Source organism: Lactobacillus sp. IBH004, from assembly GCF_026185255.2.
Taxonomy (GTDB): domain Bacteria; phylum Bacillota; class Bacilli; order Lactobacillales; family Lactobacillaceae; genus Lactobacillus; species Lactobacillus melliventris.
Window position 1 is genome coordinate 1,101,497 of record NZ_CP110217.2, and the last position, 14,605, is coordinate 1,116,101.

At 37.3% G+C, this 14,605-nt stretch carries 11 protein-coding genes; all 11 read right to left on the reverse strand.

Going from position 1 to position 14,605, the window contains the following annotated elements; genetic code table 11:
• Nucleotides 1–4: 4 nt before the first annotated feature.
• The 11 genes from hrcA to LDX54_RS05590 all read right to left on the reverse strand — a co-directional run bounded on the left by hrcA (nucleotide 5) and on the right by LDX54_RS05590 (nucleotide 14,602).
• The gene (gene hrcA / locus LDX54_RS05540; protein ID WP_046324989.1) at nucleotides 5–1,054 is read right to left on the reverse strand and encodes a heat-inducible transcriptional repressor HrcA; all 1,050 of its coding nucleotides are present in this window, start codon (nucleotides 1,052–1,054) and stop codon (nucleotides 5–7) included.
• Between the two features lie 135 nt (nucleotides 1,055–1,189).
• Nucleotides 1,190–2,122 (reverse strand): riboflavin biosynthesis protein RibF, encoded by a 933-nt coding sequence (ribF, locus tag LDX54_RS05545; protein WP_046324990.1) that lies wholly within the window; start codon nucleotides 2,120–2,122, stop codon nucleotides 1,190–1,192.
• Between the two features lie 18 nt (nucleotides 2,123–2,140).
• Nucleotides 2,141–3,034: a tRNA pseudouridine(55) synthase TruB gene (gene truB, locus LDX54_RS05550; RefSeq protein WP_265666650.1), complete on the reverse strand. Its 894-nt coding sequence runs from the start codon at nucleotides 3,032–3,034 to the stop codon at nucleotides 2,141–2,143.
• 46 nt (nucleotides 3,035–3,080) lie between these two features.
• Entirely contained in the window at nucleotides 3,081–3,443 is a 363-nt protein-coding gene (locus LDX54_RS05555) for a ribosome-binding factor A (protein WP_046324992.1), read from the reverse strand.
• 17 nt (nucleotides 3,444–3,460) lie between these two features.
• Nucleotides 3,461–6,100 carry a translation initiation factor IF-2 gene (gene infB, locus LDX54_RS05560; RefSeq protein ID WP_265666649.1) on the reverse strand — a complete coding sequence of 880 codons (2,640 nt, stop codon included), beginning with the start codon at nucleotides 6,098–6,100 and terminating at the stop codon, nucleotides 3,461–3,463.
• Between the two features lie 4 nt (nucleotides 6,101–6,104).
• On the reverse strand, nucleotides 6,105–6,416 hold the full coding sequence (locus tag LDX54_RS05565) for a ribosomal L7Ae/L30e/S12e/Gadd45 family protein (protein WP_046324994.1): 312 nt from the start codon (nucleotides 6,414–6,416) through the stop codon (nucleotides 6,105–6,107).
• A gap of 2 nt (nucleotides 6,417–6,418) precedes the next feature.
• Nucleotides 6,419–6,715: a YlxR family protein gene (locus tag LDX54_RS05570; RefSeq protein ID WP_110446180.1), complete on the reverse strand. Its 297-nt coding sequence runs from the start codon at nucleotides 6,713–6,715 to the stop codon at nucleotides 6,419–6,421.
• Between the two features lie 18 nt (nucleotides 6,716–6,733).
• The gene (gene nusA, locus LDX54_RS05575) at nucleotides 6,734–7,990 is read right to left on the reverse strand and encodes a transcription termination factor NusA (protein ID WP_265666648.1); all 1,257 of its coding nucleotides are present in this window, start codon (nucleotides 7,988–7,990) and stop codon (nucleotides 6,734–6,736) included.
• A 19-nt stretch (nucleotides 7,991–8,009) separates the two neighbouring features.
• Complete coding sequence (gene rimP / locus LDX54_RS05580; RefSeq protein ID WP_046324995.1) at nucleotides 8,010–8,483, reverse strand: ribosome maturation factor RimP; 474 nt, start codon at nucleotides 8,481–8,483, stop codon at nucleotides 8,010–8,012.
• A 105-nt stretch (nucleotides 8,484–8,588) separates the two neighbouring features.
• On the reverse strand, nucleotides 8,589–12,896 hold the full coding sequence (locus tag LDX54_RS05585) for a PolC-type DNA polymerase III (protein WP_265666647.1): 4,308 nt from the start codon (nucleotides 12,894–12,896) through the stop codon (nucleotides 8,589–8,591).
• Between the two features lie 5 nt (nucleotides 12,897–12,901).
• Nucleotides 12,902–14,602, reverse strand: a complete 1,701-nt coding sequence (locus LDX54_RS05590) for a proline--tRNA ligase (RefSeq protein ID WP_122026154.1) — start codon at nucleotides 14,600–14,602, stop codon at nucleotides 12,902–12,904.
• Nucleotides 14,603–14,605 lie beyond the last annotated feature (3 nt).

Below are 14,605 nucleotides of genomic sequence, written 5' to 3' on the forward strand. Positions count from 1 at the left end.
TCCTTTATTTGAATCTACCATAATAATCAAGTAATTTTTTAGATAGTTCGTTTCTGAAATACTCGAGTAATCCAATCACCTGAGAATACGGCATATTATCAGGGCCAAGTAAAGCAATTATGCCCTTTCCATGAGAGCCAACGCTGTACTCTGCCGTAAGCAGACTGTAATCCTTTAACAAATCATTTGATAATTCGGATCCTAAACTAACTCGAACGGGATACCTGTCGCTTTTCAAATTTTGCCTATTGTCCAAAATACTGGAAATCAAATCATTATGCTCAATCATTTCATAGAGCGATCTTAAGTTTGAAATATCGTCCAGAGAAATGTTGTTAAGCAGGTTAATCTGACCATCAACATAGGTTTGCTCACTGGCAGCATCGTTAATAACATCCTCGACCAAATTAATCAGTTCAGAGACATGAGCAACTTTAAGTTTATTGCCCAAAGTCTTTTTAAGATAGTCTGGAGTAACTTGATCTAAAGTTTTGCCCACCAGCTGATCGTTAATCATGCGCACAGCCTGTTCAATTTCATCACCATTAACATTATAAGGTAAAGTATAAACCTGGTCATGAACGTCACCGTCACTAGTTCCTAAGACAGCCATAATCTGTCTGTTAAACAATGGCACGATACGAAAACCAGTAATAGTTAATTCACTATTTTCAGGACCTTCCGCAAATGCTGTGTAATTGGTTAGATCCGATAAAATTTTGACAGCTGCCTGTACGATATCGTTAACCTGATGAAATGGTTGATCAAGCTGACTAATGATTCGCTTGTATACAGAAGATGAAATTTGTAAAGGTTCAACTAAATTGTCAAGATAATAGCGGTAGCCTTCAGTTGAAGGCACGCGACCACTAGACAAATGAGTTTTTTCAATCAAACCCTTATCTTCTAAAACAGCCATTTCGTTACGAATAGTAGCACTTGAAACCTTAATAGGCAGTTGATTCATAACAGTTTTGGACCCAACAGGATCATGTGTCTGCGTAAAATCATTGATAATTGTTTTTAAAATTAATTCTTGACGTTCGGTCAACATAAATATCGCCCTCACTTTTAGCACTCAATCTGATTAGGTGCTAACAATTTATATGATACTAGCTTTTAGCAGAATGTCAAGTTGAGTGCTAACTTTTTTCTTAAAAAACGTCAATCATTTTTTTAGTATCATTAATTAATTCATCGCAGCAAAATAATTTTTAATTTCAGCCTCGTCTTGACTCATTTGTTGTGTTAGCTCTTTTAAATTGGCAAATTTAATTTCACCACGGGTATACTTATACCATTTAATTACCATTTCCTCATCATAGGCTTCCTGATCAAAGCCAAATAAGTTTGACTCAATATAAAGCTTTTTCCCCTGATTGATAGTCACATTATAGCCTACACTTGTCATTGAGTCATACCACTTACCACAAATCTTGGTTTTAGTCGCATATACGCCAATTTTAGGAACAGCCTTGTCTTCACTCCAAACCAAATTAGCTGTGGGAAAACCTAGTTTATGCCCATTGCGCAAACCGTGACCTACATAGCCTGACATAACATAGGGAAAGCCTAACAACTTAGCGGCTAATTCCATATTTCCACTAGTTATCGCTTTCTTGATTTCCGTAGAACCAATTTTTTGACCATCATAAGACTGCTTAGGGACATTAATTATATTGAACCTTCCCTGAGCAAACTTAGGGAAATTTTTCATATTAGCCGTGTCTTTAGGGCCATATGTGTAATCAAAGCCAGCAACTACAGTGTCGGCATGTAATTTTACTATAATATTATCAACAAATTCCTGTGCAGTTAGTTTACTAAAAGCTTCATTAAAGTGCATCACCAACAAATAGTCAACTTTAAGTTTCTGCATCTTGTATGCTTTTTCTGGAAGAGTATCAATGTATGTAACTTTTTTATTTTGATAAACTTCTTTTGGATGACGATCAAACGTCATTACTACTAGTGGTAAATGTCTTTGCTTTGCTTTTTCTTTTGCGATTTTGATTAATTCTTGATGTCCGCGATGAACCCCATCGAAGAAACCTAAAGCAAGAATTATATTTTGGGGAATTATGTTTTCCTTAAAAGGGTATGTTAAATGGATAATTTCCATAATAAAACCTTCATTCACCTATTCATTTTGTAAAAGCATTAAATAAGGGCGATAAATGGTACCATCTTTGCGATAGATTGCCTTAACTTTATTATTGTAACGTAATGCCATCTTTTTTGCATTCGTTTTCAAAGAAATAGCTGCACCATTTTTAACTTTAGACCATAATTTATCATCAAGATCTATTTGCACGTAATTTCTAAAAAAAGAATCAATTGGTTGAATAATTTGATCAATTAATTTAGGATCTTCGGTAATTTCAGAAAGTTTTACAGACTGACTAATATCAAAACCTGAACTAGATGTGCGGCGCAAACTTTTCATTACCGCTGGTATTTTCAGTTGGGTACCTAAATCATTTATTAAAGAACGAACGTAGGTTCCCTTACTACATTCGATTTCAAAGTCAAACATTTCTTGACCTTTTTCTTTATCAAAGATAGGTTCATTTACAAGATTATAAGCAAAAATTTTAACTTGCCTTTTAGGTCGTTCTACCTCAATACCAGCTCGTGCATATTCATATAAATGCCTACCGTTAACCCTCACAGCAGAATAGATCGGCGGCACCTGTTCAATTTGTCCCACAAATTCTTGCATTGCATCTTTTATCTCAGTTGATTTGACTTTATTCGTGATCTTTTTGTTAGCTGTTATTTTGCCGCTAATATCGCAACTATCGGTGGCAAAACCAAGTATTCCCTGGCCGATATATCTTTTATTTTGAGTATGCATTAACTCAATTAGTTTAGTAGCTTGTCCTATTGCGACTGGTAAAACACCTGTAACATCAGGATCAAGAGTACCAGCATGACCTATTTTCTTAATGTGCAAGACTTTGCGTAATTGATAGACAACATCAGCACTCGTCATGCCTTTTTCTTTGTCTATCACCAATATACCATTTAACATTTTTCCCGTACCTTAACCATGAAAAAAGCGCCTAACAGCGCTTTTATTAATTATTTCGATTTTCATCCTGCTTTTTAACTTCAGCAATTAACCGATCAATTTTGCTACCGTATTTAACTGAATTATCTCGTTTAAATATTAATTCAGGAACTTTGTAGACAGTTAAGACCTGACCCAACAAATGCCGCATCATGCCCTTTGCCTTATTTAAACCAGCTGCAGCCTCTTCTTCCTTTTTAGCATCTTCTGAAAGAATACTGTAGTAAACAGTAGCATACGAGAGATCATTAGTGCATTCAACTGCTGTAATAGTAACGTCATTAACACGTGGATCACGAATATTTTTGCGCAAAATTTTCGTTAATTCACGGAGGATTTCTCCTTCAACACGACCAATTCTGTGTTTCATGCTTTCCTCCCTGTTAATTACTCAGGTTTGACTTCTTGCTTTTCAACGGCTTCCATCTCATCACCAATTTTGATATCATTGTAGCCCTCAATTGTTAAACCACAGTCAAACCCTTGTTTAACCATTTTAGCATCATCTTTAAATCTTTTAAGTGAAGCCACTTTTCCAGTATATATTACAACACCGTCACGAATCAAATTGATTTCAGAATCTTTTGAAACATAACCAGAATCGACAAAGGCACCAGCAATTGTTCCTACCTTGGAAACCTTCCAAGTTTCCCGTACAGTCAAATTGCCCACAACCTTATCTTCATAAGTTGGTTCAAGCATACCCTTCATGGCTGCTTTAACATCGTCAATAGCCTTGTATATGATGCTATACAGACGAATATCTACACCATCTGTTTCAGCTTGTGACTTTGCGGTAGCTGTTGGACGAACATTAAAGCCAATTATGAAGGCATTCGAAGCGCCAGCCAAGGTAACATCTGATTCATTTACAGCACCAACTCCAGCATGAATGATGTTTACACGCACACCTTCAACTTCTATCTTTTCAAGTGACTGCTGTAAAGCCTCTACAGAACCTTGAACATCCGCTTTTAAGACAACATCTACTTCCTTCATGTTTTCTTTTTTCATTGTGTCAAACAGGTTATCAAGAGTAACATGTTGAACATTTTCACGAGATTGTTGCAAAGCTTGTTGCGCTCTTTGTTCACCAACACTTCTAGCCGTCTTTTCATCATCGAACACTACTATTTTATCAGCAGATTCTGGAACATCATTTAATCCGGTAATTTCTACTGGCATTGACGGAGTAGCCTTTTCGACTTGACGACCGCGGTCATTAGTCATAACACGAACTCTACCAAAGCGGTTCCCAACTACAATTGGATCGCCAACTTTTAGTGTTCCTTGTTGAACCAAAAGGTCGGCAACAGGACCACGTCCACGAGAAAGTCTGGCTTCAATAACAGTACCAATTGCTTTTTGCGTTGGGTCTGCTTTCAATTCCATCACATCCGCTTGCAAAAGGATCATTTGCAAAAGTTCATCAACATTTTCACCAGTTTTAGCAGAAATGTTAACAAATATTGTGTCACCACCGTAATTTTCCGGAATTAAATTGTACTTCATTAACTGCTCAGTAACATGCTCAGGGTTTGCTCCCGGAACATCCATCTTGTTAATGGCAACAATAATTGGAACTTTAGCACTCTTAGCATGATCAATTGCTTCAACAGTTTGAGGCATTACACCGTCATCTGCAGCAACAACCAAGACAACAATATCGGTAATTTCTGCTCCACGTTCACGCATATTTGAGAATGCGGCATGTCCTGGTGTATCCAAAAAAGTAATTGGCTGATTATCAACTCTTACCTGATAAGCACCAATTTTTTGAGTAATTCCTCCAGCTTCATGAGCCGAAACATGCGTATGACGTAAACGATCAAGCAGTGTTGTCTTACCATGGTCAACGTGTCCCATAATAGTAACTACTGGTGGGCGTTTAATTAAATGCTTAGATTTCAGAGAAGCTTTCATTCTCTTGTCATAAAGATTATCAATGTCAGATATATCCTCGTGCACCTTTTCTTGAGCATTAATATTATATTCAGCCGCTACTAACTCTATTGCATCTTTATCAAGGGATTGATTTTGATTAGTCATGACACCCAGCATAAATAATTTTTTGACTATTTCAGCTGGCTCTCTGTGCAAAATTTTTCCTAAGTCTTGAGCATTCATACCCACTTCGTAAACCAGAGTATCTGGTAATGGCCGCTCTTTTCTTTGCGTTGGCTGCTTTTTAGGTACTTGTTCAAACTGCTTCTTCTTATTTTTACGCTTACGCTTTTCTTGGTGTTTCGAATAATTATTTGCACCATAGGTTTGATTTTTACCTTTTCTGCCTGGCTTGCCAGAGTTACGACCATGACCGTTGCCACGACGTTTTTCTTCTTTTTCGGGTTCAGGAGCAGCAGTATCTAAAATTTTAGGCTGGCGAACAGGCGTAGACTTTTGATTATTCTTAAACCTGGCTGGTGAAGGTTTAAGAATTTTAGGTCCAGTCACTTTAGGAGCAGTAGTTTCAGTTTTAACTACTTTATTTTCATTCTTAGAAACAGGTTTATTAGTTTCAGCAGACGTTGGTTTAGTTTTAGTCTGATTTTCCTTATAAGTCTTTTGTGCTCTTTCTGTTTGCCGATTTAATTTTTTCTCTTCCACTCGTTGTTTTTGCTTTAATTGCTTTAATAAATCTTGGGCTACTGGTTTAGAAGTTTTTTGACTCAAATTGGAATGTTGTCTAGTGCGATCTTGACTTTGTCTAGATCTATTATTTGACTTGTGAAAGTTATTGTTTTTTCTATTACTTTTACCATTCTTAGTTTCATCATGCTTTTTTTCATTTTTACGAATTGAAGTAACAGAAATTTTGATTTTACTGCTCTTTTTCGCTGGTCTTTCTTGCTTTTTGGCGGGAGCGGAGCTACTGCGGAAACTACCCTTTATTTGCTCTACTTGTGTATCTTCAAGTGATGACATATGATTTTTAACATCAAACCCCAGGTCCTTTGCTTTATTGACCACAGTTTTATTATCGATGCCTAATTCTTTCGCCAATTCATAAATTCTTGTTTTAGTCATCAAATCACACTCCTTCTTTGATTTTTTGTAACAATGCTTTTCCAAAACCAGTATCAGTAATTCCCAAAACTTTACGCTTTTTACCAATAGCTTGGGAAATTTCACTACTATTAAATTCTGTAATCACAGATACGTTATTTTGTTTTCCAATCTTGGTAATCTTTGCGGTGGTATCCGTCTGTGCGTCTTGAGCTAAAATAATCAGCTTAACCTTTTTAGCCTTTACGCTTATTGACACAATTTCAAATCCTGAAACCAGTTTACCTGCCTTTTGGCTTAGTCCTATTAAATTTAATGCTTTTTGTCTATTTTGCAAACCTATTTATCACCAAACAATTCTTTTCTTGCCTTTTGATGGTCAACATATGAATAAAGCTCTTGGTAAAACTCTTCAGGCACTTTTGTTCCTAAGCTGCGCTCAATCAATCCCTTTTTCTGAGCGTTTTTGATCTGACTTGGATCAAGTGAGACATATGCTCCTCTACCAGGTTTCTTTCCAGTAGGATCAACTGCGATATTTTTTTCTTTGTCAACCACAATTCTGACCAATTCTTTTTTGGGCTGCATAGTATTAGTTAACAAGTCTTTTCGCATTGGAATCTTTCTTTTTTTCAAAAAGTTTCACCCCTTGCATTACTCTTCAGTAGTATCTATCGTTTCACCGATAGTAGCTTCAGCTTGAAGTCCATCTTCTGTTTTGGTCTCTTCAGATGAAGTTTCTGCTTCAGGTTCTTCTTCTGCAGCAGAATCATCTGTTACATCACTTGCAGAACTTGCATCACCTGCTACTAAATTGTCAGATTCAGCTTCTTTATTTTCCTTTTCAGCTTGATCACTGCTTTCATCAACAAATTCTACTTCTGATTCTGGTCTGATATCTATTTTATAACCGGTTAACCGTGCAGCCAAACGAACATTTTGGCCCTTTTTCCCAATTGCCAGTGATAATTGGTAATCAGGAACTATTACTAAAGCACTTTTTTCATCGTCTTCATCGCCAAATTGCACGGCAATAACTTCTGCAGGATTCAAAGCATTAGCTATATAATCTGATGGATCTTCTTCGTATTTAACTACATCTATATTTTCACCGTCAAGTTCGTTGACCACATTTTGCACTCTGGCACCTCTTTGACCAACGCAAGTACCAACCGGATCAATGTTAGGATCATTCGATTTCACGGCAATCTTGGTTCTGTCTCCTGCTTCACGTGCAATTGAAACAACTTCTACAGTTCCATCGTAAATTTCAGGTACTTCCTGTTCAAATAACCTTTTTACCATATCAGGGGCAGTGCGTGAAACCGTAATTTGGGCTCCCTTAGAATCCGAGCCAACGTGAGTCACTAAAACGCGAATCTGATCTTGTGGATTATAAGTTTCACCTGGCATTTGATCATTGCGAGGCATTACTGCTTCAACATTACCAATTTTAACATAAACAAAGCGATTATCACGTCTTTCAACTGTGCCAGTTATCAATTCATCTTCATATTGAGAATATTCATCAATAATATGGTTTCTTTCAGCTTCGCGTAAATGTTGCATAATAACCTGTTTAGCAGTTTGAGCAGCAATACGACCAAAGTTCTTGGGAGCAACCTCAAAACGAATTTTATCACCAAGTTCATATGCCCGGTTAATTGTCAAAGCATCTTTTAAACTGATTTCTAGGCGTTCATCATGAACTTCCTCAACGACAGTTTTTTCAGTCATTAATTTGAAGTCCCCTCTGCGTTCGTCGAATTCAACTATGACATTTGTTGCTTGGTTATAATTCTTTTTATATGCTGCAACTAATGCCGCTTTTATTGCTTCAACAATTACATCTTGTTTTATACCTTTAGTTTTTTCCAAAGTAGCAAACGCTTCAAGCATTTCTTTAGACATAATTTCTAAATCAACCTTTCTAAAACTCAATTGCAAAACGAATATTTGCAATTAATTTACGGGGAAGTGATAAAACCCTTTTCCTTGTTTTTACTCTTATTTCAAGTTTGATTTCGTTATCATCATAAGATTTTAAAGTTCCCTCATATTCCTTTTCGCCTTCAACTTTTTGATAAAGGTTAACATGTACATAGTCATTTAAAGCCTTTTGCCAGTCGGAAGCATTTTTTAATGGTCTCTCGATACCAGGTGAAGAAACTTCTAAAATATATGGATCAGGAAATGGATCAGGTTGCAACTGATCAAGTTTCGTAGATAATAGTTCACTTAACCCCGCAATTTCATCCATATCAATACCATTTTCACGGTCAACGTATATTCTTAAATAATTCTGACCTTTTTCTTTAACATATTCCATATCGACAAACTCATCGTTTCGTTCAGCAATAATTGGTTTGATCTCTTCAATAACAGAATCTTTAACTTTCGCCAAGTACTTTCCTCCGTAATAAAAAGAGTGAGCAAATTTGCCCACTCCGAATCATTTATTCGAACTTCTTTAGGAAGTATAACACATTTATATTAATACTGCAAAATTTTAAAAGAGTGACAGTTGATTTTGGTCTGGCATACCTGCTAAGACTTCGTTATCCTCCAAATAATCCATGATCGATTGCGATACTTTGCCCCGATTAGCCAAATCTTCTTTGGATAAAAATTCTTGCTCAGTTCTAGCAGCCACAATCTGTTTAGCTGCATTGTTGCCTAATCCGGGAACAGCATTGAATGGTGCTAAAATAGTATGCTTATCTATTATTTTAAAATTGGTCGCTTCTGACCTATTTATATCGACCATTTTAATTTTAATTCCACGTTCCAAACATTCATTAGCAATTTCAAGAACAGTTAACAAACTCTTGTCCTTTGCCGATGCATCGTTTCCCTGATTCTGAATATCGGCCATTGCCTTTTTGACCGTATTTTTACCATGACTCATAGCGACCAAGTCAAATAAGTCGGCACGGACTGAAAAATAAGCGGTATAGTAAATTTCAGGATAATAAACCTTGAACCAGGCAATTCTAAGAGCCATTAGGATATAAGCGGTAGCATGGGCCTTAGGAAACATATACTTAATTTTGAGACACGACGGAATATACCAGTCAGGTATCTTATCGTTTTTCTTTAAAACAGCCATATCTTCATCACTAATTCCGCGGCCATGACGCACAGATTCCATTGTAGAAAAGGCTACTTCAGGTTTAACACCCCAGTGGATCAGGTCCATCATGATATTGTCACGACAGCCAATAACATCTTTTAACTTACACGTACCATTATTAACCAATTCCTCGGCATTTCCTAGCCAAACGTCAGTACCATGTGACAAACCTGAAATTTGCAAGAGCTCAGAAAAAGTAGTTGGCTTGGTTTCTTCAAGCATCCCTCTAACAAATTTAGTACCAAATTCCGGTACCCCTAGGGTACCTGTTTCTGATTGAATTTGTTCAGGGGTCACGCCTAATATTTTGGGACTTGAAAAAAGTGACATCACTCCGGGATCATCAGGGGGAATTGTTAACGGATCAACGCCTGAAAGATCCTGCAACATCCTAATCATCGTTGGATCATCATGGCCTAAAATATCAAATTTTAAGATATTATCATGAATGGAATGAAAGTCAAAATGCGTCGTTAACCAGGCAGCATTAACATCATCTGCTGGGTATTGTACCGGAGTAAAGTCATAAATATCCATATCATCTGGAACCACAACAATTCCTGCCGGGTGCTGACCAGTTGTCCTTTTAACGCCGCTGACTCCAGCTGCAAGACGATCTAGTTCTGCTCCGCGCAAATTCAATTCTTTTTCTTCATCATAATGCTTAGCATAACCATAGGCTGTTTTATCTGCCACTGTGGCAATTGTACCGGCACGGTATGAATTATCAGGTCCAAACATTACCCGAATAAAGTTATGAGCCACTGGTTGATAGTCACCAGAGAAATTCAAATCAATATCTGGAACTTTGTCACCATGGAACCCTAAAAATGTTGCAAATGGAATATCCTGGCCATCTTTAACTAACTCTGCCCCACAGTTGGGACACTTTTTATCAGGCAAGTCATAGCCTGAACCAAATTCACCATTTTCAAAGAACTCCGAGTATTTACATTTTGGACAACGATAGTGCGGTGGCAGAGGATTGACTTCAGTGATTCCTGACATTGTAGCAACAAGGCTGGAGCCCACAGAGCCCCGAGAGCCAACTAAGTAGCCGTCTTTATTAGATTTAGCCACCAATCTTTGTGAAATCAAGTAAATAACTGCATAACCATTTGAAATGATCGAGTTGAGTTCCATGTCAAGTCTGTCTTGAACTATCTTAGGTAACGGATCTCCATAAAGTTCATGAGCCTTGTCATAAGTCAAACGTTTCATTTCTTCATCTGCATTATCAATGTGAGGAGGATAAAGTCCATCTTTAATAGGTGAAATTTCTTCAATTGATTCAGCTATTTTATTAGGGTTGGTTATGACTATTTCCTTAGCAACATCTTCACCTAAAAAGCTAAATGCGTCCAGCATTTCCTGAGTGGTGTAAAAGTGCATATCAGGCTGCTTTTTGTTTCTATCAGGATTGCTGCGTTGTGCCGAAATTAAAATTGTACGGTAAATAGCATCATGTTCCTCAATGTAATGCGCGTCTCCAGTAGCTACCACTGGTTTATTCAATTCCTTACCCAATTTATAAATGTTAGTCAGAATTTCTTCAAGTTCTGCTTCATCGGCAATCAAATGATCTTCAATCATAATGGAATAATTTGCGGGAGGTTGAATTTCGAGATAATCATAAAAGCGGGCTTTTTTACGGGCCTCATCATATCCCTTCTGCATCATTGCGACAAAAACATCGCCCTCAGAACAACCTGAACCGTATAGCAAGCCTTCATGATTTTTCACCAAATCAGACTTTGGCGTTCTTGGTATCCGATAAAAATCTTTTGTACTTGCGATTGAAACCAACCTGTACATGTTTTTAAGACCCGTCTGATTTTTAGCTAAGATAGTCATGTGTTGTGGTCGTGCTCTCTTAAACACTTGACCTTGAGCAGCATATTCGTTCATCTTACCTAAATCATCTTCATGATACTTTTTGGTAAAAGCTTCCAGAAGCTTAAACATTAAATAGCCCGTAGCCTCAGCGTCCTGATTAGCTCGATGATGATGCTCTAAGACTACATTATATTTTTTAGCCAGTGAATCAAGTGTATGTCTTGATTGTTCTGGGTGAAGCAAGCGCGATACTTCAAGTGTATCCACTACCGGTTGAGTTATTTCGCTGAGGTCTGCCCGTCTTAATGCAGCATTAACAAATCCAACGTCAAATTGCACATTATGACCGCAAAGTGGTCGATCGCCATAAAAATCTTGAAATTGCTTAATTACTACAGCTTCGTCATCAGCAGCCCCAACCATTTCATCAGTAATTGAAGTTAAGTTAATTGTCTGTTCGCTTAATGGATGGTGGGGATTAATAAATTTATCGAATCTTTCCAGAACTTCACCATTTTTCATCTTAACGGCGCCAATTTCAATGATAGTATCGTAAACAGAAGAAAGACCAGTTGTTTCAACGTCAAAAATGACAAATTCACGATCTTTATAAGTCATTGATGCAGGATTAAGAACAAGCAGAGCATGATCATCAATCATATTAGCTTCAAGACCATAAATAATTTTGACGCCATTCTTTTTACCAGCATTATATGCTTCTGGAAAGGCTTGAACATCGGCATGGTCTGTGATCGCGATTGCTTTTTGACCGAATTTTTTGGCGGCTTTGACAAAGTCTGTTGCCGTATTGGTTGCATCAAGCTGACTCATATTGGTGTGCAGATGTAATTCTACTCTTTTTTCTTCGCCTTGATACTTTTCCGTTCGACCGCCATGCTCAATAATTTCCAAAGCCGAAATGTTAAAAACTGTATCATGACTCCACTGGTCCTGAGAAGCTGATCCCTGCATTTTTGCCCAGGTTCCAGGTTTTATGTCTTTCATACTTTGAATTTGATCTTTATCAGAAACAAATTTCTTAAATGAGATAGAATCAGTATAGTCTGTTATTTCACCAGTAAATATAATTGAACCGGTTTTTAATTCTCTGCTGGAAATATTAAAAATATTTCCCTCTATTACAACATTTCTGCTGCCATCGATAACATCTTTAATTTGTGTTAGAGGCAGATTTTCATCAAGCTTACGGTTGCCATAACGACTTTTTTTAGTAGGATAACTTGGAGTTTTGACTTTCTCTTGTGTTGGAGCAGCATCATATTCTTCCTGCATGTTTTGCTCATGCTGCTGCTGCAATTCTTGCAGACTGGCTAAATTATTGAGAGAATTTTCATCATCGATTTCAGTTACAAACTTTAAATTAAAGAAACCGTAATTCCTCATTTCTTCAGCTAGCTCATCAAGCATCTTTTGTTCAAGCAGCCCATCAACTACTAAATTATCTACGGGAATAATCCAGCGCCCATCTTCCTTTTTAGGCTTATGGCTGGAAATAAATTCTCGAGCCACCGGCTGCAAAGCCTGAGAATTCTGAACAGCATAGTGCCAATAATCGGTTAAATAGTCATCTGCTCCATCCTGGGAACGAATATACAAGCGAGTATTAACAAAAGAAGAAAAATTAGCGGTTATTGCCTTATTTAGTGCATCAAAAGTTGCAAATTTTAACGGTGTAGTAAAAAGAACGTGGATATCCCACCTGTGTTCTCTAGCGTAAACATCCACGTTCTCAATTTCGCCTTTTTGCAACAATTTATTATCTGCAAATTCTTGCGGAAACTTTATTTGCTGCAATAACCTTAAAAATAGTTTATTTTTATCAGTCACGAAAATTATCCTAACTCTTTATTAACAAAATCATCTAATTCAGACAGTGTCATTTCAGTAGCTTTTTCGTCAGCAGGTCTTTTGACTTCGACTACACCTTCAGCTGCTTTTTTACCGACTGTTACCCTGACCGGAGCGCCAAGTAAGTCAGCATCCGCAAACTTCACACCAGCACGCTCATTACGATCATCATATAATACATCATACTTAGCACTATATTTTTCTTCAAGTTTTTGAGCCAGAGCAGATTGATCATTATCTTTCATTTTCATTTGAACGATATGAAGACTAAATGGTGCGATTTCTTTGGGCCAGGCTACACCATTTTTGGTTAAATGTTGTTCAATGACTGCAGATAATACTCTGGTAACGCCAATGCCGTATGAACCCATTATAACGGGCTGGGCTTTACCATTTTGATCTAAAAAGTCTGCACCCATGGTTTTGGTATAATATGTTCCCAGTTTAAAAATATGACCAACTTCAATAGAAGTAGTGAATTTTAAAGGGAGATGATCAACCGGATCCGGTTCACCTTCATTGGCTACCCTAATATCTCCAAACTTGTCTGGATTAATATCACGCTTTAAATTCACATTTTTAAATTGAAAACCAGTTTTATTAGCACCAACAACAACATTATACAAGTTTTTAACCGTGTTATCTGCAACAACTTGATCTGCCCAGTCAGCATTAATTGGTCCGACGCTTCCCTTAGTGACACCAGTTATCTGTTCTAGTTCATCATCTGTAGCTACTCTAAGTGAATTTACATCTAACAGGTGCTTTAATTTTACTTCGTTGATCTGTTTGTCGCCACGAATTAAAACCAATACCTTTGCTTTTTCATCAGCAAGGTAAAGGATACTTTTAACTATCCGTGTAGCTGGCACTTGCAGGAATTGAACAAGATCAGAAATAGTTTCTTTACCTGGAGTAGCAACTTCTTCAACTTGCTTTAATTGTTCTTCTTCTGGCTTGAAAGTATCGACACTTGAAGCCATTTCTAAGTTAGCTGAATATGTTCCTGTTTCATTAGTGGCAATAGTATCTTCACCAATTGCTGCAGGAGCTTGGAATTCTGTCGAATTTTTGCCACCCATAGTACCAGAATCAGCAATTACTGGGGTAACCTTTAAACCACACCGATGATAAGCGGCCGTAAAAGCTTTCTTTTCATCCTCAAACTGCTGATCAAGTTGCTCTTTAGTGGCAGCAAAGCTATAGGCATCAAGCATTATAAATTCACGAGACCTTAATAAACCAAAACGAGGTCTGTTTTCGTCCCTAAACTTTGATTGAATTTGGAAAAGAGCGATTGGCATTTGTTTGTAGCTCTTTAAATCTTTAGCGACAATATCAGTAAAGGTTTCCTCATGAGTCGGTCCCAGTAAACTTTGGCGGCCATGTCTGTCCTTTAATTTAAACATTTCAGGCCCATATTTTTGCCATCTACCCGATTCTTCCCATAGAGTCGCAGGCAAAAGATCTGGCATTGCCATTTCCGGCACATTGATTTTTGCCATTTCTTCGCGCATTATTTTCTCGGCTTTACTTAAGACGCGATATCCTAAGGGCAAATAGGCATAAACTCCAGCTGTTACTTGGCGAACATATCCACCTCGCAACATTAATTTATGACTTTCAGCAACAGCATCAGCTGGTGCCTCTTTTAAAGTCGGCATAAATAATTTAGATTGACGCATTAA

Coding starts and splice junctions, on each gene's coding strand:
- hrcA (WP_046324989.1), bottom strand. CDS start 1,054: ATGTTGACCGAACGTCAAGAATTAATTTTAAAAACAATTATCAATGAT.
- ribF (WP_046324990.1), bottom strand. CDS start 2,122: ATGGAAATTATCCATTTAACATACCCTTTTAAGGAAAACATAATTCCC.
- truB (WP_265666650.1), bottom strand. CDS start 3,034: ATGTTAAATGGTATATTGGTGATAGACAAAGAAAAAGGCATGACGAGT.
- LDX54_RS05555 (WP_046324992.1), bottom strand. CDS start 3,443: ATGAAACACAGAATTGGTCGTGTTGAAGGAGAAATCCTCCGTGAATTA.
- infB (WP_265666649.1), bottom strand. CDS start 6,100: ATGACTAAAACAAGAATTTATGAATTGGCGAAAGAATTAGGCATCGAT.
- nusA (WP_265666648.1), bottom strand. CDS start 7,990: ATGTCTAAAGAAATGCTTGAAGCGTTTGCTACTTTGGAAAAAACTAAA.
- LDX54_RS05590 (WP_122026154.1), bottom strand. CDS start 14,602: ATGCGTCAATCTAAATTATTTATGCCGACTTTAAAAGAGGCACCAGCT.